Origin of the sequence: Acinetobacter sp. A1 (assembly GCF_012371315.1) — a bacterium.
Lineage (GTDB): Bacteria > Pseudomonadota > Gammaproteobacteria > Pseudomonadales > Moraxellaceae > Acinetobacter.
On sequence record NZ_JAAZQY010000031.1, the window covers coordinates 1 to 26,150 of the forward strand.

The window sequence follows — 26,150 nt, forward strand, 5'->3', positions numbered from 1 at the left end:
TCCCCACTTGTTTCTAAGTGGGGACTAAATTAAGGCTTATAGGATGAATTCAGAAGGTGTGTTCAGCGGACGCTTACATTAATACTATGTTGCAGTGCGACCGAAGCGATCGAGGTATTAGGATTTTTACAGGCATTGACAATACTGAGTTTGAATTCTTTGCTGTATTTTCGGCGTTTTTTAGCAACAGGAGGTGTTGCTGAATATATATCCATGTTCATGGATTAAGTCCCCACTTGTTTTTAGGTGGGAACTAAATTAAGGCTTATAGGATCGCTTGGTAAGGCTGTGTTAGCCGGATGCTTACTCATGTATATCGTTATTGATGAGATTTAATCTCAGACATGATGTTTTGAATGGATGCTTTATCGTGAATTTGCAAATGATCTCTGATGTAGACGAGTTTATCTATATTTTTTTGAAATACAACTTGTTGTTCAGGATCAGCTAATTTAGCCTGTCTACTCAATTTGAATATCAAGCTACAAATACTTTCTCTGACTATTTCATAGTCAACAATTTCTTTATATTCAATATCTTGTTGATCTAGTGAAGTCTTATCTAAATGATCTAAATTAAACTGAGTGAGCTGCATTATAATCTTAACCCAACCCTAATTTTGACTAATTTTCAATCAAAATCAGGGTTTCACTTATTTTTCTATCTAAATCTCTTTCGCTTTTATACGACAGATTTAGAAATTCAGATTTAAAGAAAAAGTTGCTGTACGTGGCGCACCTAAGAATAAATAATCATCGCCATAGAATTCACCTGCATCACGCCAGTATTTTTTGTTCAATAAATTATTGATATTGAAACGTAACTGCGCATCGGTTGTATTTAACTTAAATTGATAAGCAGCGCCTAAATCAAAGACGCTATAACCACTCACTTTTGCAGTACCTTGTTTATTGGCATATTTGCTCGAACTATACTGACCACCCGCAAGTACTCTAAAACCTTCAATAGTCGGTACTTGATAAGTCAGATGCGTTGCAAAACGAATTTTAGGTACATTTTGCGCTTGATGATTGCCATATTCAACCGCTTCAACATCATCCAAACGAGCTCTAGTCAATGCTAAAGATGAGCTAAGTGCTAAATAATCGCTTAATTCTCCACTTAGTCCTAATTCTAAGCCTAGACTGTGTTGCTCACCTTCTTGAACAAAATAACGCTTATCTGAGATCGGCTTAGAGTATTGATTGTCTTGACGTAAATCAAAAATAGCTGCCGTCAATAAAAAGTTATGAATCTGTTGTTTTAAGCCAATTTCATATTGTTCAGAATGGATAGGTGCTAATGTATCTGCACTATTTTCTGCAAACCAAGGTGCAGTTTTTCCATCTGACAGCCCTTTTGCATAAGAAGCATACACAGTTGTTGATTCCGTTGGGCTATAACTTACTGCAAATTGTGGTAGAAATTTGCCTAAATCCGTATCACGGACTTGTTCGGTTTCATTATAAGCTTGCTCATCAAGCTCGATCCATTTCCCGCCCATCAAAGTAGACCATTGCTCATTCCATTCAATGCGATCTATAACCGTAAAAGCAGTTTGCTTACTATCCAAAGCTTTAAAATAAGGACCAAGATCTCCTTCTTCACGAATCCTATCATAGCTATCTTGGTAAATATTACCTACATAATCTGTTGAATTTACGTATTGATATATACCTGTGTAGTGATGTCTAGATTTATCTGTTTGAGTCAAATCAAAACTAAGATGATGCTTTGCCCAATCGGTATTGACCAAGCCATCTAACTTTATTTTAAATTGATTGGTTTTAAATGTGTCATTTGGGTTTTGGTAGTCATAAAGGTCATATTCTCCCTGCGCACCAAATGTGTTGCACGAATATGCTTCCAAACATCCATCTCGGTAATAACCAAAAGGAAATATTGAATAATCATCCACTTTAGATTTGCTATGCGAGGCAACCAATCCTAAATTCCAGTCATCATTAAACGTATAGTTGTATTTTAAACTGCTATTTAGGCTGTCAATTGTGACAGGCTTGCCCCAACTTTGGTAACCCAGCAAACGCTCCCATTTCACGTTTTGTGGTACTTTGCCATCAAGTAATTGATAACCTGGTACAGATTTTTGTTCTGAACGCTGTGCTTCAAGATCAAACTCGAATTTGGATTGTGCTGTAGCTTTCCAGTCCAGTGCTAATGCCGCCAAATAACGCTCGCCATCTACATGATCGACATAAGAATCAATCTGTTCATTGACTAAATTGATGCGATAGCCAAATTGTTGATCTTTCCCCCAAAATCCTCCCACATCCCCTGCGACTGCAAACTGCCCATGTTCATCTGCAGAAAAGTTAAGTGCCTGAATATCTTTAGGTCACTTAGTGACATAATTGACCACGCCGCCCGGTGTAGACATACCACTTTGAATTGCAGAAATACCCTTTAAAATTTCCACACGTTCTTTATTTTCAAGTGCGACGTTTTGTTCACCACGTATCACATTGCCATTCACTAAATAACTTGATGCTAAATCGAGTGCAAAGCCACGTGATACAAAGTTGGGATAGTAACCAATCGCAGCATAACCATCGCCCACAGACGCATCATTTTTAATGACATCACTCAATACTCGTGCTTGTTGATCGGCAATTACATCTGCAGTGACAACAGAAATAGAGGCATGTGCTTTTTGTAGACGATCTGTGCCTAAACCTTCAATTTTTACTGTAGAGCTAAAGTACGGCGTTGATTCATCGGCTGTAATGACAATCGTATCGAGCTGTTGCACACCATTTTCAGCATAAACCAGAGGTGTCAAACAAAGCGGTGACAGAATGATAGTTTTTAAAGACGTAGTTAATACATTCTGTTTGAATTTACGATTGTACATACGAAACCTTGCATAAAAATGGGTGGTGATACTTGAGGCATTTGATAGGCGCAGATTATGACAATTCGCGTTGAATTAATCGAGTTAAAGTCTGGGTAAATTGCTGCCCTTGTTCTGAATAAAACCAATCTACATGCCCAATAATCCAATCATAATAAGCCGCATCTGCATGTTTTTGGTTTTTGGTAATTCCAATAAAATACTCAAGCTCTGAAAATGCAAAATCCAAATGTACGATTTTGAGCAGTTCGGGCAAAATGCTAAAGTCTTGTTGTGGATGCTGTTCGGCAAAATAAGCCTGTAAAAATGCACTCAAACCCGCTTCATCAATCTTTAGTTGTGATGTATGTGCTAAGGCTAGCCAATCTACAAAGTTACGCTCAATCGTTATGGCAAGGTCATAAAGCGCTGAATTTCGATCTGACAAGCCAAAATCAATCACCGCTGTAATATTGGCATCGGCACTTTGCGTAGACCAAAACAAATTGGAAGCATGCAAATCATTATGTGTCCAAATTTTAGTCGCCTGCTGCAATACATGCTTAATTTTACGATGTGTCTGGAATATGCGCTCTAAAAAAACAGCATCTAAGTTTTTATCGGCAAAATAACGACTCAATTCAGGGCTATTATCAATACGTTGCTGAATAGCCGTTACAATACTTTCACTTTCTAAAAGCTGCTGATTCGAGACCAAATAACGAGCCGATCTGCCGTGTAACTCAGGAAAATCCTGCATGGCGATATGCAGTTTAGCAAGTAAACTTCCAACTTTGGCTGCATGCTCGGTATAGAAAAAAGGAGTCCAAGATTGCTGATCGACATATAAATCAAAGCCTACTGCTTTTTCATAGACCTCATACGTCCAATCCCCCATCTCTAAAGCTGTCAGGCCGCAATTTGAGGCAATCAATGTGGCAACTGGAATGTCTTTACTGGCTAAATGTTGCAGGAAGGCATGCTCTTGCAAAATATCTTGAGCATTGCGAAATGAACGATGGCTACGCTTAATGAAATATGAGTGAAGATTTATTTGACCCGTGTTAGATAAAACCTGCGTAACTTCAACCAGTACCGCAGAAGAAAATGGACGTGGACTACACCACAGAATTTGAACGTTACCTTGCAAACGTGGGTAATGCAGTTGCAGGCGGTGTAATTCTGGAACTGTAATATGGGCCCAATCTTTATTTTCCCAGTCGCTCCCCATGCCATGACCTAAATCATGCGTGATTGTGGTCATTTGAGATATTCCTAAACCTGATCAGCATTGTGCAATCGTATATTCCCTATAATCCATCCAAAATAACTACTTTTAGATGGATGCACTCCAAATTAATTCACGATCTTTGCCTGCTGCAAGCGTAAATTGACGTCGTCTATAATCTGATCTAAACCAGTGTCATAAGCCGCTTCACTCACAAAAGACACCATATTTTGCGTGACTTGCGGTAAATTGTAATCTGCATACCATGACAATGAGTTCACCTCTATTTCACGCTCACCTTGTAAAATCACAAATCTTTTTTGCATCCAAGCCTGTAAATTTTCACCCGTATAAGCATCATAGAAAATAATATCGGTCAGATAAAAATCTTTCATCATATAAGAATAGGTCACACTATTTTCTTCAGGCTCATAATTAAAAAAAGGTGTTGTGGTGAGATGAAACTCAACTAAAAATTGACGTTTTAAACGATGATTTTGGTATTCCGCTCTGACTTTGATCGGACAACTGATCTGTGCAAAGTCAATTTCATGTTCGGAGTTTTGTTTAAAATATTCAGCCAAAGAGAACACCTGATGTTTAATGAAATCCTGCATTAAAAACTCAGGTTCAAGTTGTGAATTGATTAATCCCAACAGTAAAGATTCAACTTCTTCTTTCGTTAAATAAATGTCTTCAACAATATGCATACTCATCTCTAAATTTACTGCTGCGATAGAAAAATCCTAACGGAAAGCCCTATGTTTGTATAGCTATGCAAAAGTAGAGTTCATTTCTATTCAGTGGCGAATCACCTAATCAGATTGAATCTTGATCACAATTTCAGTTATGCTATCAACACATCAAATTACACTTCAAACACGCCTTGTTGCGTAGGAGTCATCTCATGTCCAAGAAGTTACCTATTTACTTCTCTGATGCTGCTTGGTCGTCATTACAAAAAATTATGGGTACTGAAGGCAAGCCTAGCCCAACCTTAAACTCCATTCTAGAGCAGATGGAACTGCTGAATAAACAAGACTTTCAGCCTGTTTGCAAACGTACCGTTTTACCGCTTCCAGTTGCCGTCGAATCCATTCCTGCAGGCTTTCCCTCTCCTGCCCAAGACTATATTGATAAAAATATTGATCTGAATGAGTATCTAATTTCCAATGAAAATGCGACCTTTTTAAATGTGGTACGCACCACATCTATGATTAATGCCGGGCTTGAATACGGCGATATTGTATTGGTAGATCGCAGCAAAGAAGCCAAACACCGCAGCATTGTAGTGGCCCTAATTGACCAAAAAGACTTAACCATTAAACGCTTGATGATTACCGCCAAAATGTCCAAAAGTGAGTTGGTGGAACATTTTGGTGAAGACTACGACCCTGCTACTTTGCCTGATGCTTGGCTCAAAGCTGAAAGCCCTGACTATGACAGTATTTATTTGAAAGATGGGCAAACGTTTGAAGTCTTTGCCGTGGTGACTTGGAACTTAAAAAACCTGATGGCTTAAACCCGCACACCATAATAAAAGCCAAATAAGCAGAATATTCATGAAACCTTTAAAGCAAATTTTTGCGCTCATTGACATTAATAATTGTTATGTGAGCTGTGAACGGCTGTTTCAACCACATCTGAATCATCGTCCAGTGGTGGTCTTGTCCAATAACGATAGTTGTGTGGTGTCACGTTCCGAAGAAGCCAAACAACTCGGTATAAAAATGGCTGTGCCTTTTTATCAAATTCAAGAGCAGATCAAACAACACAATATTGCCGTCTTTTCGAGTAACTATGCTCTCTATGCAGAAATGTCCAGACGTTTTAATAATACGATTCAACAGTTTGTTAGTGCCAAAGACATTGAAATTTATTCAATTGATGAAACCTTTATTGAACTGAGTTCGTATTCTCAAACCGATTTAAATGAATTGGCACAAGAAATTAAAGCAACTTTATGGAAATGGCTGGCTCTACCTGTCTGTGTGGGTATCGGTCACAGTAAAACTGAAGCAAAACTGGCCAATCATATTGCCAAGAAAAATAGCTATTTCAACGGCGTGTGCAATTTAATAGATATGGATTTATGTAGCAAAGAAGCCTTATTTCAACTCATTGATGTTGATGAAGTCTGGGGCGTGGGCCGAAAACTTGCAAAAAAACTGCATGCTTTAAAGATTCATTCTGTATTTGATTTAGCGATCAGTGATCCTGAACACATGGAACGTAAATTTTCAATTTTAATGAAAAAAACCATATTGGAGCTAACAGGTACGCCGTGTATTGAACTGGAACAAACCACAGCCAGTAAACAGCAAATCATCAGCTCACGTTCTTTTGGACAACGAGTCACCGACATTCATGCACTTTCGGAAGCACTGAGCGATTATTTACAATCTGCTGTGCAAAGGCTTAGAACAGAAAAAAGCTTATGTTCCTGTATGATTATTTTTGCGCAATCCAGTCGTTTTGATCAGCACCAAGCTTTTTACAATCAATCGGTGACCATTGCCTTTAATGAGCCAACAGATTCTGCCTTAATCATGAACAAAGCCATCATGAAGCATATCTCTACCCTATTTCAGGAAGGTATTGCCTTTAAAAAGTGTGGTGTGATTCTAACGGGAATTGAGCCAAAACAAGGCTATATTCACGACTTACTTGCAGATACAGAACAGATTGAAAAGCAGGAACACTTACAACAAGTGCTAGATAGCGTTAAAAATAAGTTTGGCACACAAAAACTTGCCATTGGTGCATGTAAATTGCAAGACCGTACATGGGCTATGAATCGCAGCAAACTAAGTCCTAATTATTTTAGCTGGGAAGGCTTATTGGCACTTGGCGATTAGTGCTTTTTTAGTTGTTATCTGATTCGTCTTTGATAGTGTCTAGATCTGCTTCAGTTGTACAGAAAAGATATTCATAAAACTGCTCATCCAAACAAACATCTTTTTGCGATGCTTATTTAGATGAGCGTACTGGCTTAAGCAAGATTAGCCTTTGTTTAGTCCGACAAACTTAGCTCGTGCTTTATGCAGTTTTTTGTAGCTTTCAATCAAACGTAAATGACGATCTAAGCCTTCAAGTTGCATATTGGTTTCAGTTAAACCATAGAAACGTACTGTGCCTTCAACTGAGCCCATGACTGCATCCATGCGTTCATTGCCAAACATACGGCGGAAATTAACTGCATAATCAGCGATATCCATTTCATCATCTAAAATGACTTCAAGCACGACATTCATACATTGATAGAACAAGCCACGTTCTACGGTATTGGTGTTGTATTGTAAAAATGCTTCGACCAAATCTTTAGCTTCTTCAAACTGTTCTAATGCTAGATAAATCAACAACTTTAATTCAAGGATGGTCAGTTGTCCCCAAACTGTATTGTCATCAAACTCAATACCAATCAGGGTTTTAATTTCGGTATAGTCATCCAACTCACATTCTTCCAAACGCTCAACCAAGGCTTCAAGTTGGGCGTCATCCAAACGGTGTAAATTCAAAATATCTTCACGGTAAAGCAAGGCTTTATTGGTGTTATCCCAAATCAAGTCCTCCACCAAATACACTTCTGAATAATCTGGCACTAAGATTCGGCAAGCAGTAGCACCTAAGTGTTCATATACCGCCATATAGGATTCTTTGCCCAAATCTTTCAGAATCGTAAATAAAGCCTCAGCTTCTTCTACGTTGCTGTATTGACCATTGTTGGTGAAATCCCACTCCACAAACTCAAAATCTGCCTGCGCACTAAAGAAACGCCAAGACACCACACCACTTGAGTCAATGAAATGTTCAACATAGTTATTTGGCTCTGTAACTGCATTGCTGCTAAACGTTGGTTGTGGCAAGTCATTCAGACCTTCAAAACTGCGCCCTTGCAATAATTCGGTCAAGCTACGCTCTAAAGCTACTTTAAAATTAGGATGTGCACCAAACGAAGCAAATACACCGCCTGTACGTGGGTTCATTAAGGTCACACACATTACTGGGAACTGGCCACCCAATGAAGCATCTTTGACTAATACAGGGAAACCTTGCTCTTCTAGCGCCTGAATGCCAGCAACAATACTTGGGTATTTTGCCAATACTTCTTGTGGCACATCAGGCAGGCTCATTTCTTCCTGAATAATCTCACGCTTCACTGCACGCTCAAAAATTTCAGACAGGCACTGCACCTGAGCTTCTGCAAGCGTGTTGCCTGCACTCATCCCATTACTTAAATACAGGTTTTCAATCAAATTCGATGGAAAATATACAGTCTCGCCATCTGACTGACGGACAAAAGGCAATGAACAAATACCACGTTCTGTATTACCTGAGTTGGTGTCATATAAATGCGTACCAAGCAATTCATCTTCAGGATCATAAATTTCTAGGCAATATTCATCTAAAACTTCTGCAGGCAATTCGCCATTTGGCCCAGGTTTAAACCATTTTTCATTGGGATAATGTACGAACTCAGCATTGGCAATTTCTTCGCCCCAAAATTGGTCGTTATAGAAGAAGTTGCAGTTCAGACGTTCAATGAATTCACCCAATGCAGAGGCAAGTGCACTTTCTTTAGTTGCCCCTTTACCGTTGGTAAAACACATTGGCGATTGTGCATCACGGATATGCAATGACCAGACATTCGGTACAATATTACGCCATGAAGCGATCTCAATTTTCATGCCTAAACCTGCCAGAATACCTGACATATTGGCAATGGTTTCTTCTAAAGGTAAATCCTTGCCTGCAATATACGTGGCTTGAGCTGAAGTCAGGTTCGGCATCAATAAAGCCTGTGCATCGGCATCAATACTTTCGACTTGCTCAATCACAAACTCAGGGCCAGTCTGTACCACTTTTTTAACAGTACAACGATCAATGGAACGTAAAATACCCTGACGGTCTTTTTCAGAAATATCTGCAGGTAATTCCACCTGAATTTTAAAAATTTGTTTATAACGGTTTTCAGGATCGACAATATTGTTTTGCGATAAACGAATGTTATCAGTCGGAATATCACGTGACTGGCAATAAACTTTTACAAAATACGCTGCACATAAAGCAGAAGATGCCAGAAAGTAATCAAATGGCCCTGGTGCAGAGCCATCGCCTTTATAACGGATAGGCTGATCGGCAATTACCGTAAAATCGTCAAATTTGGCTTCAAGACGAAGATTGTCAAGATAATTGACTTTAATTTCCATGCTGGCACACCTAGCGCTGTATGTGCCTGATCAGACACACAATTTTTAAATATTGATTTATAAGCCGAATCACGGAGGAGAAATTGACTTAAACAATGCGGATGGGAGTTATAAATTAATACTGTACGACCCTACAGTGAACTCCCGAATATGCGCAACATTATAAAGAGATTTATAACAATTGGTAATGCTGTATATGTAGTTTTACTGGATTTACCTCAAGCTGTATTTTAATATATATAAACATAATATATTTAAATATATGATATATTATATTCATAATCTATGCTGCTAGATGGTGAAACAACATGAAATATACCGAACTCACTGCCGAAATCTCGTCAAATATCAAATCTATGAAAGAGCAATCTCCAGATTTACTCAAAAACTTCAACGCACTGTCTCAAGTTGCCATGAAAGATGGCGTAATTGATGCCAAAACCAAAGAATTTATTGCCCTTGCTATTGGTGTTGCGCAACGCTGTGATGGTTGTATTGGTTTTCACGTCAGAACCTTGGTCAAAATGGGCATGACTTTTGAAGAACTGAATGAAATTTTAGGTATTGCTGTTTATATGGGTGGTGGTCCATCGCTGATGTATGCTGCGAACGCTGTGGCTGCTTTTAAAGAGTTTTCCCCATCTACTGCCGAGTAACCTTATCTAAGTATTTAAGCTGAGTTAAAACTATGTCAAATATCCATAATGAATGGGATGAACGCTACAGCCAACATGATCATATTTATGGTGAACAAGCCAATGCCTTCATTCAGGAGATTACACAAAAGCTGCCAATTCAAGGCAAAACTTTGGGCTTAGCCGAAGGTGAAGGACGTAACTTGTTATATTTGGCTGCGTTAGCACAAACGAAGGGACAAACTTTTGAAGCAGATTTGTGGGACTATTCACAAGTTGCTTTAGATAAAGCCCAAGGCTATGCCCAGCAACGTGGTCTAAGTCTGAATACCCAGAAGCAAGATTTAAGTCAGGTAAATTGGCAAGCCAATCAATATGACAACGTGATATGTGTATTTGGCCACTTTAACCCTGAAACACAGCAAAAAGTGTTAAATGGAGTGCGTGAAACATTGGTCAACGGCGGTTTATTTGTAGGTGAGCTGTACTCAATCAGTCAGCTGGAATATAAAACGGGCGGCCCACGTGCATTAGAAATGCTGTATGATCCTATCCAGTTTTTAAGCCATTTTAAACACGATCATCTGATTCATTTCTTTGTGGGCGATGTAGAACGCTCAGAAGGCAAACTGCATCAGGGCAAATCTCACGTGATTCAATTTGCGATTCGTATTCAGAAATAAAAGTCTGAATCTTTACATAAAAAAGGCTTGCTCCAATTCAATTAGAGTTCTTTTATAAATCCTCTTAAAGTCCATAGTTCAGCCCTCATCCTCTTGCGGAATGTATTCCTCATCCCGCAGGGAGAAGGGACTTTCAATATCAATATTTTGCTTAGGTATTTTAAAAATCACTCAAACACATCTTTTAAAGATTTAGGCATCCCTTGTACGGACTGCAATTCGCCCTGTTTATTTTTCCAAAGTACAACAGGTGTGGCAAATAGTTCGTATCTATCCATCAACGCCTGATTCTGTTCTAAAGTTTTTTCAACATGCACAGGCACATTTTTTTGTTCAATTAATTTCTTTTGACCGTATTGACGATGAAATTCATTAAAGGTCTGCTGTGGATTTTTCGCCATCAACAAGGTGGCTGCCTGCCCTTTGCTTTCAGGGCGAATCACTGCCACAATTATGTGTCTCAGCTGAACTTTGCCAGACTCTACCCACGGACGTGCCTGTTTCCAAAAGCTATGGCAATACGGACAATTTGGGTCTGAAAACACATAAACAATTTTTTCAGCACTGGTTTGTCCATCCTGAATCCACGTTGCATGCTCCAGACTTTGCCACACATCTTCTAGTACCGACTTTTTCACATAGCGATCTAAAGCATCCACCGTTAAATTATTGCCTTGAGCATCAAACAAAGTGCCCACAATATAGTATTTCTGATCATTGGAAATAAACACCGTTGCAGGGCTTTGCTCAATGTGCCCTGCCCAACCTGTCATTTGTGCAGGTGCCTGAATTTGCTGCACAAACTTAAACCCTTCTTTTTCAATGTGCTGTTTTAAGTTGTCTTGTGCCTGCAGCATACTCACGCTACTGGCAAGACTCATGCCTATCGCCAGTTTCAGCATGTTGTTGGTTAAAATAGATGTCATATTTACGATCCTTAATTTTGGGTTCACGGCGGTTTTTCTTTGAGATAGATAAAATCGTCTTTATGGATTTGTTTGTATCTTTTTTAGGTAATGCTGCAGCATCGGTTTGGTCAATTCACCCATATGATGGTCGACTAATTCACCTTGCGCATTAAAAAATAAGGTGCTTGGTAAACCAAACATATTAAAGTGTTGCCCTAATGCACCTGCAGGGTCTAGCAGCAAATGTTCAAACCGAAACTGATGTTTCTGCAAATAGGCTTGAATCTCTGCTGCAGACTCTCCCTGATTGGCAAATACAAAATTGATTTGAGGAAAATCTTGCTGTGCTTGTTGCATCACAGGCATTTCACGGTGACAAGTCGGACACCACGTTGCCCATAAGTTAATGACTGTCGGCTGACCTGAAAACTGGGCTAAATCTTGTGGTTGTTGCTGCAAGTTATGCAGTACCAGATTTGGATAAGCATGCTGTGTTTGCAACGGTTGAATCAAACTCCAACCTAATGCCTGTACTGCAATAAATAGCGCTACTGCCCATGCCAAAACCACACGCTGAATGCTACGGTTTTTCCAAACAAACCACGCCACACCTGCCACGACTGCAGCAATCAGATGAAAGCCTTTGTCCTGAATTTTTAAAATATCAATCGGGTTAGCAAAATACAGCTCATAATGCTGCAATACAAAAACGGTCCGCCCAACTAAGGCACCTATCCAAAGTGCATTCCACAATGCATCCTGATAGCGTGCCCAAGTTTGTACATCCCATGTATAACGGCGCTGAAAAAATTTGCCGACAATAAAGACTACAACTAGCCCCAATAGCAGAAAAACCAATGGCCATGGAATCATAAATACACCTAAATGCAAGGCTGCAGTTTGAATCATGGGCTAACCTCAGACAATTGGTGAATATTCTGAATCAGTTGTGGAGCATTAAATGTACCTGTTAAACGCAAGTCACGCTGTTCTTGCTGTTGTGCGCCTAAAAACAGCATAGTTGGTGGGCCTAAAATTTGCCATTTTTTCAGTAAGGCATCTTGTGAAGGATGCTGCTCAGTTAAATCAAGTTTAATCCGCACTACATTTTTAAGCGCATCCTGCACGTCAGTACGTGGAATCACATCACGCTCAATGGGCTGACACGCCACACACCAATCTGCATAGACATCAATCACAATATTTTGATTGGCGTATGCAGCCAACGCTGCATTCAGCTCTTGTTCAGTTTGTACCTTTATCCAGTTTTGCAATTGATTGGCCTGTACCTGCGCATTGACACTGGCAATACTCTGATTAACATGCCAAATTCCACTGCTGGCAATCACGGCAGACAAAGCCAATAATGAAAAACGATGTGGGCGATGCATCACATGGCGCAAAATTGCAATCAGGTACGCAGCAAAGGTAAATAACACCATAGCAAAAGCAACATAGTACCAAGTGGTTGCCAGTAAAGGACGGGCGAAATATAAGGCCATCGCCAACATAATAAAGCCAAAGCTAAATTTTAGACGTTCCATCCACAAACCTGGTTTTGGTAAGTATTTGGCACCAAAAATGCTCGCAATCAGTAAAGGAATTCCCATACCTAAACCAAGCAGGAATAGATATAAACCACCCAATGCTGCTTGATCCAAATGCGACACATACAACAAGGCACCTGCCAAAGGCGCACTCATACATGGCCCAACAATTAGTGCAGAAATAACACCCATAACTGCTGCACTGAATAAAGTGCCGCCTTTTTGATATTGCTGAATTCGGTCTAAACGCTGCAACACTGCTTGTGGTAATGACAATTGATACAAGCCGAACAGGTTTAAAGCAAACACCACAAATAGCATGGCAAAAACTGCAATTACCACAGGGTTTTGAAACCAGCGCTGTACGCTATAGCCAATTTGAGATGCGACAACGCCCATAACACCATAGACCAATGCCATACTCACCACAAAAGTGATCGCAATTGCTGCAGCTTTATAGCCAGTGTTGCGCTGCACCAAAATTCCAGAAAGAATTGGAATGAGTGGTAATGAACATGGTAAAAAAGCCAGTAATACCCCAAAACCTAAAAATATAAAGGCATTTAGCAATAATCCTTGCCCTGACAATAAGTTCAAGAAAAATTGATCATTGTTCCATTGCTGATTCAGACTGCTACTGCTTGCTGTTTCAGTATTCGTTGAGTTGGCAGTTGCATCTGTCGTATTTGAGTTTTCAAACACTACAACACCAGAAGGCTTCGCATCCTCAACTGTGTCGATCACGCCATTTGTATTTGTAGTATTTTGTTCAGCAACGGCATTTTCCCCCTCAGTCTGCGGTGTCTTTGCTGTTGCTTTCTGATCTTGTTGGAGTGCTTTTGTCGTCTCTGTATTTAAAGCAGCCTTTTCTTGTTTTTGAGTATTGGTTGAGGTTTGACTTTTATCTGTATCAGCAGGGTGACTATTTAACGTGGCTTGGTTATTTTGACTCAATTGCTGAAGCAAATTTCCTTTAGCTGAACTCAAATTATGCTGTGGCAATAAGCCATCGGCATCGGTTTGAATGCTTTGACGCTGTATGGGATAGCACAAACCATCTTCAGCACAACCTTGCCATGTAATTTGATACTGCTGATTGGGCTTGACCTGAATTTGTGTAGTCACTTGCCCATAATGCACACGTGTTAATCCAAAAGTTGGATCATCTTTTTCTTGCCCTGCAGGCAATTTAAAGCTGAATGGCTTTTGTGCTTGGCTGACTTTGAATTGATCGTGATATAAATAATAATGCGGTGCAACATCCCATTTTAATTCAACCGTTTGTTCAGACAAGGAAGTCGCCTGAAACTTAAACGCCTGATCGGGCGCTAAAAATTCATTGGCAGCATTGGCCCACACTGCACACAGGCTCAAAATAAAAAAAGCAATGACTCGAACAAATACCATGCGTTTATACTAAATATTAAAAAACTGTCTGTATTATCGTGAAGTGTAGATTAAGAGAACATTAACAAAGATTTTTCTTTGTAAACTATAAGCACAGCATGGGAGCAAATATGTTCGTTGTTTTGGTGGAAGATGATCCTTATATTGCCCAAGGTATTGTGGCAGCACTCGAATATTTAAGTATTTCAGTCGAGCATGTCAGTACTGCACGCGATGCCGACTATTTAATTCGTAACAGTGCTGTAGACTTGTGCCTGCTCGATTTAGGACTACCCGACCAAGATGGCTTACAGTTACTCGAAAACTGGCGTAAAAATGGCATACATTTACCAGTGCTGGTCTTAACAGCGCGTGATCATACCCAAGACTGCGTACAAGCTTTGAATTTAGGTGCAGATGACTATTTGACTAAACCTTTTGAACTGAATGAACTGATTGCTCGTGTTTATGCACTCAGCCGCCGTCACCGTGGTTATTCGTCTAACCAGTTGCAAAGCGGTCATTTAAATATCAATTTGGATACTCAGGAAGTACATTGGCATGATCAAGCGATTCCTTTGTCACGCCGTGAATATAGTTTGTTGGAAACTTTCTTGCGGCATCCGAACCAAATCTTAAAAAATGAAGAACTGATTGATAAAGTCTATGGTTTTCAAGACAGCATCGAAAGTAATGCCTTAAACGTCCATATTTATCATTTACGGCATAAAATCCACCCCGATTTTATTCAGACGATACGCGGGGTTGGCTACATTTTTAAACCTGAGTTGCTGACATGAAAAACTACAGCCTGAAGTGGCGTTTGGTTTCTACCATTAGCTGTGCTTTTATTCTGCTGTGGGTGATTGTCTTTGCATGGCTATACCATGACTTAGAACAGCGTTTACAAAATACGCTTGATGAACGGCTGTCTACCTCAGCGCGTATGGTCGCCCGCTTAATTCAGCAACTCCCCCTTCAGCAACTTACAGAAAGTTTACATGCAGAATCTGAAAATGCACTGCTGCACAGTTTAATCGCCTGTGAAGTGTCCATTTTCCGTGCTGATATTTCACTCCCTCAACACGTCATTGCACGTACTCAAGGCGCACCAAAAAATTTGCGCAATCAACAGGTTGGTTTTAGTACTTGGCAAGAAAATGGACTGCAATGGCGCAGTTATGTACTACGTGAAGGTGAAGTGCAAGTGGTGGTTGCCGAAAAAATTGAGTTACGCCAAAACCTACTCAAACAAATTTTACAATCTGTGCTGATTCCCTTACTGCTTACTTTAATTATTTGTATTTTACTGATTTTATGGATTATTCGCCTAGAATTCCTGCCACTAGATCAAATGACCCGACATTTAATTCAGAAAAAACAGTCTTTAGATGAGGCCTCACGTTATTTGATTGAATTGAAATCACAAAAAATTCCGAAAGAGATTCAACCTTTTGTAGATAACTTATTGATGTTGATTGAACGTCTGCATAAAAGTCTAGAACATGAGAAAAACTTTAGTGCATTTGCTGCCCATGAACTGCGCACGCCGTTGACTGCTATTAAGACCCATGTGCAACTCAGCCAGTTAATGTTGAATCAGAGTACATCACCATCTGACAGGGCTAAAGTAATCGACAATTTGAAACATGCAGAACACAGCATTCAGCGCTATCAACAACTATTGGAGCAATTGTTATTGCTCAGCCAAACTGAAGCAGGAGTGCAATTATCCAAAACACCATCCGCTCTTCATCAAGTTTTAAAGACTGTAATCAGTGAATTAGATAGCGCGTATCCACATGCCTCGCAACAACTACAAATTGACTGGTCAAGCTTAATGCAGCAGATTGAAATTCCTACAACTGCCCTGCACATGGTACTTAAAAACCTGATTCAGAATGCATACATACACACGCAAGACACGCCAAGCATCCACATCTATATGCAAGGTAAGCAATTGTTCATTACTGATTTAGGTAAAAACTTAAGTGAAGAAGACCTGAGCGTTTTAGCACAGCGCTTTTGGCGAAAATCGGCACATCAACAAGGTTATGGCTTGGGCTTAACATTGGTGAAAGTCTTGTTGGAACAATACGGCTATAGTATCGACTTTGAGCTAAACCAACCACAAGGTTTAAAAGTGATTGTCAATTTTGATACATCACCTTCTGCAGCAGAGATTCAGCAAGTAGGCTAAGTATTTGTGGGCTTTCACAACAAAAAATACCTGTTTTATGATCAGATCATTTAACTTTTGCCAATACCAAACCCTTTGCTCAAGTTTGCTTCAGAGACATTTTTAGGGTTATTTTTGAAAGAAAAGGTCAATGCCTTCTAAAATTTTCTCAATGATGAAAATACTGCAAACTTTTTAACAAAACAGCATTGGCAGGCAAAACTAGCTTAAATATTCATCGTCTTTCTAAGATGAGATGCAACGCTGTATTTTTACCCCACATGAATGTACAGGCATTTAGTTCAGGGATTAGATTTTAAGAGTCATCCTTTACTCATTTACTTTGGCTATTAAACCGACAAGGCATCCTTCAAGCTATATCCGTCAAGGCAAGTTCATCTACTTCACCTTAGAAAGACATACAAACACAATTCACACTCTATTCTATTTAAAGTGATGTTTTATTTAAATAAAGTTAATATTTTTTTAAGTGACAGAAACAGAAATTATCTCTTAGTACATACATGGCAGATTGTATGATGATTCAAGCATGTATCAAGTTATAGACTAAGGCTTAGACCACACTTAACTTTGAGCGACATGAAAAAGCCAAGCAAGTACATTTTATAAACTGCATTGAAATATCATGCTATAAAGAAAAATGGTTTGCATGCTTGTTGTTTTCTGGCTTTGGCATTCCTGATCAATCTAGCTTAAGCGATTCACTTGATCAGCAGTTACAGAAAACAAATGAATAGATTTTGTCAGTTGTTTTAGAATATTAAAATCAGCAAAAAAAACTAAAAATGTAATTTTTTAACATTGCGAATTCCCTGCAAAGTTTTCATTATAGAGCCTCATTTTGGCACACGCTTTCTACGTCAAATTAAACAAATTACAAAAAAAATGTGGAATTTTATGCCATAATTAGCAAACTTTGCAGACATCTTGCAAAGTATTATTGCAATTATTTATTGGAGCAAGCGGAATGAGTTCGACCATTTTGGTTATTCATGGACCGAATCTAAATTTGCTAGGAAAGCGTGAACCCGAAGTTTATGGTTACCTCACTCTTGAGGATATAAATCAACAGCTCATTTCACAAGCGCAAAAAGCATCAATTTCTCTCGATACTTTCCAAAGTAATTGGGAAGGCGCAATTGTAGACCGAATTCACCAAGCCGCGTTAGATGGCACACAATATATCATTATTAACCCAGCCGCATTGACACATACCTCTGTTGCGGTACGTGATGCATTACTGGGTGTTGCAATTCCCTTTATTGAAGTTCATTTGTCAAATGTGCATGCACGTGAGGCATTTAGACATCATTCATATTTATCAGACAAAGCCATTGGAGTGATTTGTGGTTTAGGCGCTAAAGGCTATGCCGCAGCACTCGACTTTGTTCTTGAAAAAATTCAACCTACTACACAATCTTAAACTAGGAATACTGTCCATGGATATTCGTAAAATCAAGAAACTCATCGACTTGATGATTGAATCTGACTTACAAGCGATTGAAGTTAAAGAAGGCGATCAGTCGATTGCATTAACTCGTCGCAGTCCAGTAGTAGCGGCAGCAGTTCCTGCGATGCCTGTTTCTGCAGCAGATGTACCATCAGCACCAAAATCTTCACCACGTGGTGCAGTTGAAACTTCACCAATGGTTGGTGTGTTCTATGCAGCGCCAAGCCCAGGTGAATCACCTTTTGTTAAAATTGGTCAAACTGTATCTGCAGGCGAAACATTGGGCATCATTGAAGCAATGAAAATCATGAACCCAATTGAAGCAACCCAAAGCGGTGTGATTGAAGAAATTTTAGTTAAAAATGGCGAAGTGATTCAATTTGGTCAACCACTCTTCCGCTACCGCGCTTAAGACCACGGGGATTCACAATGTTGCAAAAAGTTTTAATTGCAAACCGTGGTGAGATTGCCCTGCGCATCACCCGAGCTTGCAAAACTTTAGGAATCAAAACCGTTGGTATCTATTCCGATGCCGACAAAGACCTGATGCACTTACGCTTTTGTGATGAAGCAGTGTGTATTGGTGCAGGTGCAAGCAGTGAAAGCTACCTCAACATTCCTGCCATTATTACAGCAGCAGAAATTACAGGTGCAGACGCGATTCACCCAGGTTATGGCTTCCTTGCCGAAAATGCTGAATTTGCTGAAATTGTAGAAAGTTCAGGTTTTATTTTCATTGGTCCACGCCCTGAGCACATTCGCTTAATGGGTAACAAAGTGTCTGCAATTACTGCAATGCGTAAAGCAGGTGTACCAACAGTGCCAGGTTCGGCACATGCAGTCACACCACACAATGCTTTAGCTGAAGCCAAAGAAATTGGTTTCCCGCTCATTGTAAAAGCTGCTGCTGGTGGTGGTGGTCGTGGTATGCGTATTGTAGAGCGCGTAGACACCCTGCTTGAATCAGTTCAGGCTGCTCAGCGTGATGCAGAAATGTGGTTTGGTGATGACACGGTCTATATGGAGCGTTTCTTACAAAAGCCGCGTCACGTAGAAGTACAAGTATTGGCTGATGGTAATGGTCATGCCATTCACCTATATGACCGTGACTGTTCTTTACAACGCCGTCACCAAAAAGTGTTGGAAGAAGCACCAGCACCGAACTTACCAGAACAAGCACGCGCCGATATTTTAGAAGCCTGTGTAAATGCATGTAAGTTGATGCAATACCGTGGTGCAGGTACGTTTGAGTTCTTATTTGAAGATGATGAATACTTCTTCATTGAAATGAATACACGTGTTCAAGTTGAGCACCCTGTGACTGAAATGGTAACAGGCATCGACATTATCGAACAACAATTGCGTATTGCCGCAGGTCTAGGCTTAGAAATTGAGCAAGACCAAGTTGAAATTCGTGGTCATGCTATTGAATGCCGTATTAACGCAGAAGACCCAACGACCTTCTTGCCTTCACCAGGTAAAATTGAACACTTCTATGCGCCAGGCGGTGCAGGTGTACGTGTAGATTCACATATCTATCCTGGTTATAGCATTCCACCGTATTACGATTCGATGATTGCTAAACTGATTGTGCATGGTAAAGACCGTGAAACCAGCATTGCGCGTATGCGTCAAGCTTTGGATGAAACGATCCTTACAGGTATTAAAACCAACATTCCTTTGCACAAAGACCTAATTTTGCAAGATAAAAAATTCTGCAAACAAGCAATGGATATTCACTACCTTGAAAAGCATTTGCTCAAGCAACTTGCGGGTAATGAAGAAGAAAAAGCATAAGAAATTTAAATTTCTTATGTTCAAAAAAGGGCTGATTACTAAAAATCAGCCCTTTTTTATTCAGTCGAATATTGATTGATCGGATTATTCCAAATTCAGCCTAAAGAGCCAACACACCTTTATAATGCATCGGCCTAAAAATTTAAGCTCAAACTTGCTCGCAATCAAAAATGGCTCAATCTAAAAATTCTGTCATGTATTCTAATACTTGAGCTGTTTTTTCAGCATGCAACCAATGTCCCGCATGAGCCACTTGTTCAATTTTTGCATGTGGGAATTGTGCTTCAATTGCGGCAAAATGCTCAGGCAATTGAATATAAGGTGAATTTCCACCACGAATAAACAACGTATCTACAAGACTATGCACCGTATGCCATGACAAAATTTCTGCATAATGAGTGCGCAAAGCATTCAAATTAAACAGCCACTGTCCTTTACTAAAAGATTTCATTAGAAACTGCACCACCATTTCTTCATTAAGATGCTGGCGCATAATTTCCATGGCTGCCTGACGACTTTCTACCTGCGCATCTTGCACAGCAAAGAGTGCTTTAAAAATTTGATCATGGCGGTTTTCAGGGTACGCGAAAGGACAAATATCCAGTAAAACTAACTGCTGTAAACGCTCAGCGGCAAGTGGTGCTAAAGTCATCGCCACCTTACCTCCCATTGAATGCCCCACTACAGAAAACTGCTGAATATCTAGTGCATCCAAAGTTTGCAACACATCCTGCGCCATGGCAGCATAATTCATCTCATCACAATGTGCTGATTTACCATGATTACGCACATCTAATTGAATGACTGTACGTTGTTCCTGAAATGCACGCGCTAACATGCCTAAATTACTCAAACTACCAAATAAACCATGAATAAAAACCAAAGGTACAGCAGTCGATTCAGGTTGATTTTGTGTGATCTGATAATTTAATAACATAAAGCGGATACCGAACTTGAAAACATAGTAGTGATCTATTTAATGGTTTTTTAGGGTAAAAATCAAATTATTCAGGTACTTTTATCTTTATATCTCTTGTAGTATTGCTTAGGCTATTTTGAGTCCTAGGCAATACTCTACATGCACTGCATTTGCATTAAATATTTATTTGAAATAGTTTAAAGGTAATTTCAAATAGCGAATACCATTTGCTTCAGGTTCAGGAAATTTCCCAGCATCCATATTGATTTGTATAGATGGTAGAATCAATTTAGGCATACTTAAAGTTGCATCTCGCTTGGTACGCATCTCTATAAATTCTGCTTTGGTCACACCTGTATGAATATGAATATTCTGCATTTTCTGTGTTTTTATCAGTGTAGTATGCTCATATTTTTCACGTGACTCTGGTAGATAATCATGGCATAGGAACACCCGAGTTTCTTCAGGCAGCGCGTAGAGTGTTTGTACAGAATCATACAATTGCCCTGCACTTCCTTTTGGGAAATCACAGCGCGCCGTACCGTAATCTGGCATGAATAAGGTATCGCCCACAAAAACTGCATCACCAATCACATAGCTTAAACATGCAGGTGTATGCCCTGGTGTTGGGATGTTATAGGCTTTTAACTCGCCGATAGTAAATGCTTCATGGTCATCAAATAAATAATCAAACGATTGATGCGAATTAAAATATTTAATATCTAAGTTATAAATGGCGCTAAATGTTTCCTGCACGATCGAAATTTTATGACTCATGGCAATTTTGCCACCTAACTCAGCCTTTAAATATTGTGAAGCGGTCAGATGATCTGCATGCACATGCGTCTCTAAAATCCATTCAACCGTTAATTGGTTTTTACGAATATAAGCAATAATTTCATCAGCAAGCGTTGTTGAAGTAGTTGCTGATGCAGCGTCATAATCCAAAACACTATCAATAATTGCGCATTGATGCGTTGCAGGATCACTTACAACATAACTGAATGTATTGGTATTTTCATCAAAAAAATGCTGAATGTCTGCTCGCATCTTATGCTCCTGCAACCTTACGATGAATTAGAATACCCACCAACATGGCAATAATAAAATAGATCGCTTGATAATAGCCTAATCCAATTAAAGTTAAGCTTGGCGCAGGACAAATACCTGCTATTCCCCAACCCACACCAAAAATAAAACTACCAGTGATCAATTTAGAATCGATCTGCGTTTGTTTTGGTAGCTCAATCGGTTCATTCAGCAATGTTTTCGGTTCAGGCTGACGCACCAATTTTTGGAATGGAACAAATGCAACAGCAATCGCACCCATCATTACAAAGGCCAGACTCGCATCCCATAGCCCAAAAAGATCAAGGAAGTTTAAAACTTTTTCAGGATTCGACATTCCAGAAAGCATAAGTCCAATTGAAAAAATACCACCAAAAATGAAGGCCAAGAAGTTTTTCATTTAGAATGCTCCTGTGATATGGCGAATAACGTACACGGTAATAAAACCTGCCAACATAAACGTACCTGTAGCAGCCATAGAGCGTTTAGACAAACGGCTCATGCCACAAATACCGTGACCACTGGTACAGCCCGAACCTAAACGCGTACCGAAGCCTACCAATAAACCCGCAACGATCATCATTAAAGGGCTTGCATTCAGCTCAATTTCTGGAGTTGCCCAAATTCCATAAAAAAACGGCACAACAAAAATACCTAACACAAACCACAGTGCAGGCGTTTTGAACAAAGTCTGTGGATTCAACACCTGAGCGAGCAAGCCACTAATACCTGCAATACGGCCATGGACATATAAATAACCCACGACTGCAAGTCCCAGCAGCCCACCACCAATTAATGCCAGCAGATAATCATGCATTCTTTTAACTCAAAACAATATATGTTTTTATAATATATTATTAATATTTTTATTCAACCTTTCTCTTGTAAATTTTGTAAAGGCATTACCTCACAATAAGCACTTCATTTGGAATCATTATCTTATTTGCTCACAAGGACTATATTTTATTGTAAAAAATACTCAGAATACTCAATTCAAGCATCTACAATTTTAGCGAAACTAGCATTTAGTACTTGTGCCAAATCTGCTGGAGACAAACCAATATCTAAACCTCGTTTACCGCCACTTACATACATGTAGTCTAGCTTTTGAGCTGATTGATCAATCACTGTTTTAAGTTTTTTCTTCTGCCCAATCGGACTGATTCCACCAACCAAATAACCTGTTAAGCGTTCTGCATCCTTCGGGTCTGCCATCTGCAATTTTTTACATGAAAATGCTGCGGCCACTTTTTTAAGATTTAATTGATGATGTACGGGAAGAATTGCAACAAAGAAGTTTTTATCATCACTGACTAACAAGGTCTTAAAGACTTCAGTCACGTCCAAACCTAATTTTTCCGCAGCTTCCAATCCAAAGCTTTTGGCATTTGCATCATGTTCATATTCATGAATAGAAAACTGGATTTTCTTAGCTTTTAAAAGTTTGGTCGCTGGTGTCATTTGAGAATTCTTTAAGAAATAGTTAGAAAATTATACGCTGACTTAAGTTTAAATCCATATTTGCTTAGGCTATTTATTAGCAATATAACAAACAAATAGCCCTCTTTTTTATTCAGGTTTACGTGAATTTTCTACCAGAACATTCGCCAACCGCTGTGCGTGCGCAACCACACGGTCAAGCCAACGTTGTGCTGCTAATAATTCTAATCCAGTAGCTGCATTTAATTGATTGACCGCAGTGTATTGCAATACCTTTTCTCGATTATCGGCACGTTGCTCTTCAGTCCAATTTTTCAGGTTGGTTAATTCTGTATTCAAACTGACAACGTGATTGTGTACATCAAAATCATCAATTTCTTTTAAATGCTCATCCATAATATGCACAAAATCCAAACCGACTTGATAAATTGCTGGTTGGGTCCGAATCTCTTTTGCTAAACTGATATTTTCCAAATCACTACGCAAAACTCGTAAATACACCATCAATCTGAGCATTGCCATTAAGCGTTGTTGATCTACTTCATTTTCAGAAATCGACATATCTTCCAAATAACGTTGTACTTGAATCAGCACTTCATCTAATTGCTGTAAGCGTACTTTAGATGGCAGTCTACCTTCTTGAATAGCCAATTTAATCATCAGCAATACATCATATAAGCTGTGATAAATTACTTTAGATGCAGCATGGATGGCCAAAGCAGGCACAGACAAACTCGCTTGATCGAGATAGCACAACACCGATTGCGTCTGATCAGGAATGAGTTTCATAATGAGTTGTTCAAATTGACGAATCATCGGCAACAAAATAATAGTGCCACAAAAACTAAAAGCCGTATGAAAGGCTGCAACAATGACTACGTTATCCCAGTCTGCCATCAGACGCTGATTTTCAGTCAATTCTAGGAATAACGGCTTTAAAATAATAAATGCAAAAACAGCTGAAACTACGTTAAATATCACATGAACCGCAGCTGTACGCTTCGCATTCGCAGTCGACCCTACAGCAGCAATGATTGCTGTGGCAACAGTTCCAATATTTTGACCAATCACCAAACCAAGCGCTTGTTGTAAATCAATCGCTCCACTTGCCAATGCAGCTAAAGTTGCAGTAATCGCAGCACTCGACGATTGCAATAGAATCGTCATGATAATGCCAACCAAAACCAAACTTAATTGGGCGATTAACGACCGACTTGAAAATACTGATAAATCTACACGTTCGGCAAATCCTGACATTGCAACTTGCAACATATCAATGCCAAGAAAGATTAAGCTAAAGCCCGCTATGGTCAAGCCAAATAAGGCAACACGTCCCTGACTAAAAAGTTTGAGGATTGCGCCAATACCAATCAACGGTAAGGCAAAACTGGTGATAGAAAATTTAACACCTAAAAATGCAACCATCCAACCTGTACTGGTTGTACCAATATTTGCACCAATGATCACCCCAATTGCTTGGGCAAAAGTGAGAATACCTGCACTGACAAAACCAATCGTTGCTAAGGTGGTTGCTGTAGAAGACTGTACAATCAGCGTCAAGCCAATACCTGAAAGCACGGCTTTAATGGGTGAACCTGTAAATTTAGACAACCAGACACGCAGCGTTTCGCCTGCCATTTCTTTCAGACTGTCTGTCATCATGGTCATTCCTATCAAGAAAAGACCAATACCACCGCATAATTGTACAATGACTTCTAACACACTTACTCCCTGTGTAAGACGCAATTTTGAAAGTGTTAAAAAGCCGATATTGTACGCACTTTCCGCTTAAATTTGCAGTTTATTTCTTCTTTTCCAATAGTTTATATAAAATAAAAAAACTGTCATACAACTGTCATATAATAAAAATTAAATCACAAATCAATCGCTATAGATTAATTCAATCAAATGCAGAAAATATATTCATGAAAATGAATAAAATTCTTAAAAGGCTATTTGGATTGATAATACAATTCTGTACTTTCAGCTGCTTGACTCAAATATGTGTGCTGACTACCATCAAAGTATACACTTAAAGCCAAATATTTTTAGACAGCATCTATAGAAACCATTTTTATGATACTAACTTTTTTAAAAAACTACTCATCGATTAAAGTATTGGGTATCAGTTTCCTTACTCTCACCATTACGGCTTGTTCACCTTTAGGTGGTGGTTCAATTGCAAAACGATCAGCTAAATTATCTACTGGTATCCAAAAAGCCTATGCAGTGCATCCAGATACAGCAAATCGAGTTGCACCAATCATCGTGCAAAGCTCCGAAAAACACGATGTAGACCCTTTACTTGTTGCGGCCTTAATCAGACAAGAGTCTAATTATCGTGCGTATGCGACTTCACCTGCTGGTGCGGTAGGATTTACCCAAATCATTCCACGCTATTGGCAACAAACTTGCCCTGGTGATTTATATCATGAACACACCAACATCAATTGCGGCACTTATATTTTAAATCATTATAAAAATCAGTCAGGCAAATGGCTAAAAGCACTGGCCTATTATAATGTTGGACCAACGGGTTATCACAGTAATCGGAAAATGAAAAAACAGGGAAAACGTTATGCAAAACAAGTTAAGCAGCATCAAAAAAACTTAAAAGATGCACTTTAATTCTCTTGTGTAATGAGGTGTAGCTAAAACCATCCATTGATGGTTTTATTTTTTGGTGTTCTTTATTTTTATTCTTTTTAATTTTAATTCAGGCATAAAAAAACACCCTCAACGCTTGTTGAGGGTGTTTCGAATAATGAGCTGGCGATGACTTACTCTCACATGGGTAACCCCACACTACCATCAGCGCGAAGAGGTTT

The 26,150-nt window shown here is 39.3% G+C and carries 23 protein-coding genes and 2 pseudogenes; 10 read left to right on the forward strand and 15 right to left on the reverse strand.

Annotated features, from left to right (window positions below):
- Positions 1 to 71: 71 nt before the first annotated feature.
- The 5 genes and pseudogenes from HHA41_RS10440 to HHA41_RS10460 form a co-directional block, all read right to left on the reverse strand.
- Positions 72 to 221, reverse strand: a pseudogene (locus tag HHA41_RS10440) (transposase); the annotation flags it as partial.
- Between the two features lie 98 nt (positions 222 to 319).
- Positions 320 to 595, reverse strand: a complete 276-nt coding sequence (locus tag HHA41_RS10445) for a hypothetical protein (protein ID WP_168461656.1) — start codon at positions 593 to 595, stop codon at positions 320 to 322.
- Positions 596 to 694: 99 nt separating this feature from the next.
- Positions 695 to 2,872: pseudogene (locus tag HHA41_RS10450) on the reverse strand (TonB-dependent siderophore receptor).
- 55 nt (positions 2,873 to 2,927) lie between these two features.
- Entirely contained in the window at positions 2,928 to 4,115 is a 1,188-nt protein-coding gene (locus HHA41_RS10455) for a phosphotransferase (RefSeq protein ID WP_168419302.1), read from the reverse strand.
- 92 nt (positions 4,116 to 4,207) lie between these two features.
- Complete coding sequence (locus tag HHA41_RS10460) at positions 4,208 to 4,789, reverse strand: hypothetical protein (protein WP_168419301.1); 582 nt, start codon at positions 4,787 to 4,789, stop codon at positions 4,208 to 4,210.
- 197 nt (positions 4,790 to 4,986) lie between these two features.
- Between HHA41_RS10460 and umuD the strand changes: the two genes are divergently transcribed.
- Positions 4,987 to 5,601: a translesion error-prone DNA polymerase V autoproteolytic subunit gene (gene umuD, locus HHA41_RS10465; RefSeq protein ID WP_168419300.1), complete on the forward strand. Its 615-nt coding sequence runs from the start codon at positions 4,987 to 4,989 to the stop codon at positions 5,599 to 5,601.
- Positions 5,602 to 5,641: 40 nt separating this feature from the next.
- Positions 5,642 to 6,937, forward strand: a complete 1,296-nt coding sequence (locus HHA41_RS10470; protein WP_168461658.1) for a Y-family DNA polymerase — start codon at positions 5,642 to 5,644, stop codon at positions 6,935 to 6,937.
- A 144-nt stretch (positions 6,938 to 7,081) separates the two neighbouring features.
- Here HHA41_RS10470 and HHA41_RS10475 read toward each other — a convergent pair whose 3' ends face one another.
- Positions 7,082 to 9,289 carry an OsmC domain/YcaO domain-containing protein gene (locus tag HHA41_RS10475; protein ID WP_168419298.1) on the reverse strand — a complete coding sequence of 736 codons (2,208 nt, stop codon included), beginning with the start codon at positions 9,287 to 9,289 and terminating at the stop codon, positions 7,082 to 7,084.
- 308 nt (positions 9,290 to 9,597) lie between these two features.
- On the opposite strand from HHA41_RS10475, the gene HHA41_RS10480 reads away from it, so the two are divergent.
- Both HHA41_RS10480 and HHA41_RS10485 read left to right on the forward strand, forming a co-directional pair.
- On the forward strand, positions 9,598 to 9,945 hold the full coding sequence (locus HHA41_RS10480) for a carboxymuconolactone decarboxylase family protein (RefSeq protein ID WP_168461659.1): 348 nt from the start codon (positions 9,598 to 9,600) through the stop codon (positions 9,943 to 9,945).
- Positions 9,946 to 9,977: 32 nt separating this feature from the next.
- Positions 9,978 to 10,607: a class I SAM-dependent methyltransferase gene (locus HHA41_RS10485; protein WP_168461660.1), complete on the forward strand. Its 630-nt coding sequence runs from the start codon at positions 9,978 to 9,980 to the stop codon at positions 10,605 to 10,607.
- Positions 10,608 to 10,774: 167 nt separating this feature from the next.
- On the opposite strand, the gene dsbG is transcribed toward HHA41_RS10485, so the two are convergent.
- The 3 genes from dsbG to dsbD are packed head-to-tail and all read right to left on the reverse strand — an operon-like array spanning position 10,775 to position 14,469.
- Positions 10,775 to 11,533, reverse strand: coding sequence for a thiol:disulfide interchange protein DsbG (gene dsbG, locus HHA41_RS10490; RefSeq protein WP_168419295.1), 759 nt, complete (start codon positions 11,531 to 11,533; stop codon positions 10,775 to 10,777).
- Positions 11,534 to 11,593: 60 nt separating this feature from the next.
- Positions 11,594 to 12,424 carry a TlpA disulfide reductase family protein gene (locus tag HHA41_RS10495; protein WP_168461662.1) on the reverse strand — a complete coding sequence of 277 codons (831 nt, stop codon included), beginning with the start codon at positions 12,422 to 12,424 and terminating at the stop codon, positions 11,594 to 11,596.
- The gene (gene dsbD / locus HHA41_RS10500; protein WP_168461664.1) at positions 12,421 to 14,469 is read right to left on the reverse strand and encodes a protein-disulfide reductase DsbD; all 2,049 of its coding nucleotides are present in this window, start codon (positions 14,467 to 14,469) and stop codon (positions 12,421 to 12,423) included. Before dsbD ends, HHA41_RS10495 begins: the two co-directional genes overlap by 4 nt.
- Before the next feature lie 110 nt (positions 14,470 to 14,579).
- Between dsbD and HHA41_RS10505 the strand changes: the two genes are divergently transcribed.
- From HHA41_RS10505 to accC, 5 genes are all read left to right on the forward strand, one after another.
- On the forward strand, positions 14,580 to 15,248 hold the full coding sequence (locus HHA41_RS10505; RefSeq protein WP_168419292.1) for a response regulator transcription factor: 669 nt from the start codon (positions 14,580 to 14,582) through the stop codon (positions 15,246 to 15,248).
- Positions 15,245 to 16,648, forward strand: a complete 1,404-nt coding sequence (locus tag HHA41_RS10510) for an ATP-binding protein (RefSeq protein ID WP_168461666.1) — start codon at positions 15,245 to 15,247, stop codon at positions 16,646 to 16,648. The genes HHA41_RS10505 and HHA41_RS10510 overlap by 4 nt, the downstream gene beginning before the upstream one ends.
- 967 nt (positions 16,649 to 17,615) lie before the next feature.
- Complete coding sequence (gene aroQ / locus HHA41_RS10515; RefSeq protein WP_075175225.1) at positions 17,616 to 18,071, forward strand: type II 3-dehydroquinate dehydratase; 456 nt, start codon at positions 17,616 to 17,618, stop codon at positions 18,069 to 18,071.
- A 16-nt stretch (positions 18,072 to 18,087) separates the two neighbouring features.
- The gene (accB, locus tag HHA41_RS10520) at positions 18,088 to 18,510 is read left to right on the forward strand and encodes an acetyl-CoA carboxylase biotin carboxyl carrier protein (protein ID WP_168461668.1); all 423 of its coding nucleotides are present in this window, start codon (positions 18,088 to 18,090) and stop codon (positions 18,508 to 18,510) included.
- A 17-nt stretch (positions 18,511 to 18,527) separates the two neighbouring features.
- Positions 18,528 to 19,895, forward strand: coding sequence for an acetyl-CoA carboxylase biotin carboxylase subunit (accC, locus tag HHA41_RS10525; protein WP_168419289.1), 1,368 nt, complete (start codon positions 18,528 to 18,530; stop codon positions 19,893 to 19,895).
- A 175-nt stretch (positions 19,896 to 20,070) separates the two neighbouring features.
- On the opposite strand, the gene HHA41_RS10530 is transcribed toward accC, so the two are convergent.
- The 6 genes from HHA41_RS10530 to HHA41_RS10555 form a co-directional block, all read right to left on the reverse strand.
- A complete protein-coding gene (locus HHA41_RS10530) occupies positions 20,071 to 20,832 on the reverse strand; it encodes an alpha/beta fold hydrolase (RefSeq protein ID WP_168461670.1) in 762 nt (253 codons plus the stop codon).
- Positions 20,833 to 20,997: 165 nt separating this feature from the next.
- The gene (locus HHA41_RS10535) at positions 20,998 to 21,864 is read right to left on the reverse strand and encodes an MBL fold metallo-hydrolase (protein ID WP_168419512.1); all 867 of its coding nucleotides are present in this window, start codon (positions 21,862 to 21,864) and stop codon (positions 20,998 to 21,000) included.
- Between the two features lies 1 nt (position 21,865).
- Positions 21,866 to 22,282 (reverse strand): DUF6691 family protein, encoded by a 417-nt coding sequence (locus HHA41_RS10540; protein WP_168461672.1) that lies wholly within the window; start codon positions 22,280 to 22,282, stop codon positions 21,866 to 21,868.
- Complete coding sequence (locus HHA41_RS10545) at positions 22,283 to 22,699, reverse strand: YeeE/YedE thiosulfate transporter family protein (RefSeq protein WP_168419514.1); 417 nt, start codon at positions 22,697 to 22,699, stop codon at positions 22,283 to 22,285.
- 176 nt (positions 22,700 to 22,875) lie between these two features.
- Positions 22,876 to 23,343: a Cys-tRNA(Pro) deacylase gene (gene ybaK / locus HHA41_RS10550; protein WP_168461674.1), complete on the reverse strand. Its 468-nt coding sequence runs from the start codon at positions 23,341 to 23,343 to the stop codon at positions 22,876 to 22,878.
- A 108-nt stretch (positions 23,344 to 23,451) separates the two neighbouring features.
- On the reverse strand, positions 23,452 to 25,044 hold the full coding sequence (locus HHA41_RS10555) for a Na/Pi symporter (RefSeq protein ID WP_168419516.1): 1,593 nt from the start codon (positions 25,042 to 25,044) through the stop codon (positions 23,452 to 23,454).
- Between the two features lie 354 nt (positions 25,045 to 25,398).
- Here HHA41_RS10555 and HHA41_RS10560 point away from each other — a divergent pair, with 354 nt between their 5' ends.
- Positions 25,399 to 25,950, forward strand: a complete 552-nt coding sequence (locus tag HHA41_RS10560) for a transglycosylase SLT domain-containing protein (RefSeq protein ID WP_168419517.1) — start codon at positions 25,399 to 25,401, stop codon at positions 25,948 to 25,950.
- The last annotated feature ends 200 nt before the right edge of the window (positions 25,951 to 26,150 follow it).

Bases quoted from the DNA above. Each gene is read 5' to 3' on its own strand.
- HHA41_RS10495 (WP_168461662.1), bottom strand. From the start codon at position 12,424: ATGATTCAAACTGCAGCCTTGCATTTAGGTGTATTTATGATTCCATGG.
- HHA41_RS10530 (WP_168461670.1), bottom strand. From the start codon at position 20,832: ATGTTATTAAATTATCAGATCACACAAAATCAACCTGAATCGACTGCT.
- umuD (WP_168419300.1), top strand. From the start codon at position 4,987: ATGTCCAAGAAGTTACCTATTTACTTCTCTGATGCTGCTTGGTCGTCA.
- HHA41_RS10455 (WP_168419302.1), bottom strand. From the start codon at position 4,115: ATGACCACAATCACGCATGATTTAGGTCATGGCATGGGGAGCGACTGG.
- HHA41_RS10545 (WP_168419514.1), bottom strand. From the start codon at position 22,699: ATGCATGATTATCTGCTGGCATTAATTGGTGGTGGGCTGCTGGGACTT.
- HHA41_RS10470 (WP_168461658.1), top strand. From the start codon at position 5,642: ATGAAACCTTTAAAGCAAATTTTTGCGCTCATTGACATTAATAATTGT.
- HHA41_RS10480 (WP_168461659.1), top strand. From the start codon at position 9,598: ATGAAATATACCGAACTCACTGCCGAAATCTCGTCAAATATCAAATCT.
- HHA41_RS10445 (WP_168461656.1), bottom strand. From the start codon at position 595: ATGCAGCTCACTCAGTTTAATTTAGATCATTTAGATAAGACTTCACTA.
- dsbG (WP_168419295.1), bottom strand. From the start codon at position 11,533: ATGACATCTATTTTAACCAACAACATGCTGAAACTGGCGATAGGCATG.
- HHA41_RS10535 (WP_168419512.1), bottom strand. From the start codon at position 21,864: ATGCGAGCAGACATTCAGCATTTTTTTGATGAAAATACCAATACATTC.
- HHA41_RS10510 (WP_168461666.1), top strand. From the start codon at position 15,245: ATGAAAAACTACAGCCTGAAGTGGCGTTTGGTTTCTACCATTAGCTGT.
- ybaK (WP_168461674.1), bottom strand. From the start codon at position 23,343: ATGACACCAGCGACCAAACTTTTAAAAGCTAAGAAAATCCAGTTTTCT.
- aroQ (WP_075175225.1), top strand. From the start codon at position 17,616: ATGAGTTCGACCATTTTGGTTATTCATGGACCGAATCTAAATTTGCTA.
- HHA41_RS10540 (WP_168461672.1), bottom strand. From the start codon at position 22,282: ATGAAAAACTTCTTGGCCTTCATTTTTGGTGGTATTTTTTCAATTGGA.
- dsbD (WP_168461664.1), bottom strand. From the start codon at position 14,469: ATGGTATTTGTTCGAGTCATTGCTTTTTTTATTTTGAGCCTGTGTGCA.
- HHA41_RS10460 (WP_168419301.1), bottom strand. From the start codon at position 4,789: ATGCATATTGTTGAAGACATTTATTTAACGAAAGAAGAAGTTGAATCT.
- HHA41_RS10485 (WP_168461660.1), top strand. From the start codon at position 9,978: ATGTCAAATATCCATAATGAATGGGATGAACGCTACAGCCAACATGAT.
- accB (WP_168461668.1), top strand. From the start codon at position 18,088: ATGGATATTCGTAAAATCAAGAAACTCATCGACTTGATGATTGAATCT.
- HHA41_RS10560 (WP_168419517.1), top strand. From the start codon at position 25,399: ATGATACTAACTTTTTTAAAAAACTACTCATCGATTAAAGTATTGGGT.
- HHA41_RS10505 (WP_168419292.1), top strand. From the start codon at position 14,580: ATGTTCGTTGTTTTGGTGGAAGATGATCCTTATATTGCCCAAGGTATT.
- HHA41_RS10475 (WP_168419298.1), bottom strand. From the start codon at position 9,289: ATGGAAATTAAAGTCAATTATCTTGACAATCTTCGTCTTGAAGCCAAA.
- accC (WP_168419289.1), top strand. From the start codon at position 18,528: ATGTTGCAAAAAGTTTTAATTGCAAACCGTGGTGAGATTGCCCTGCGC.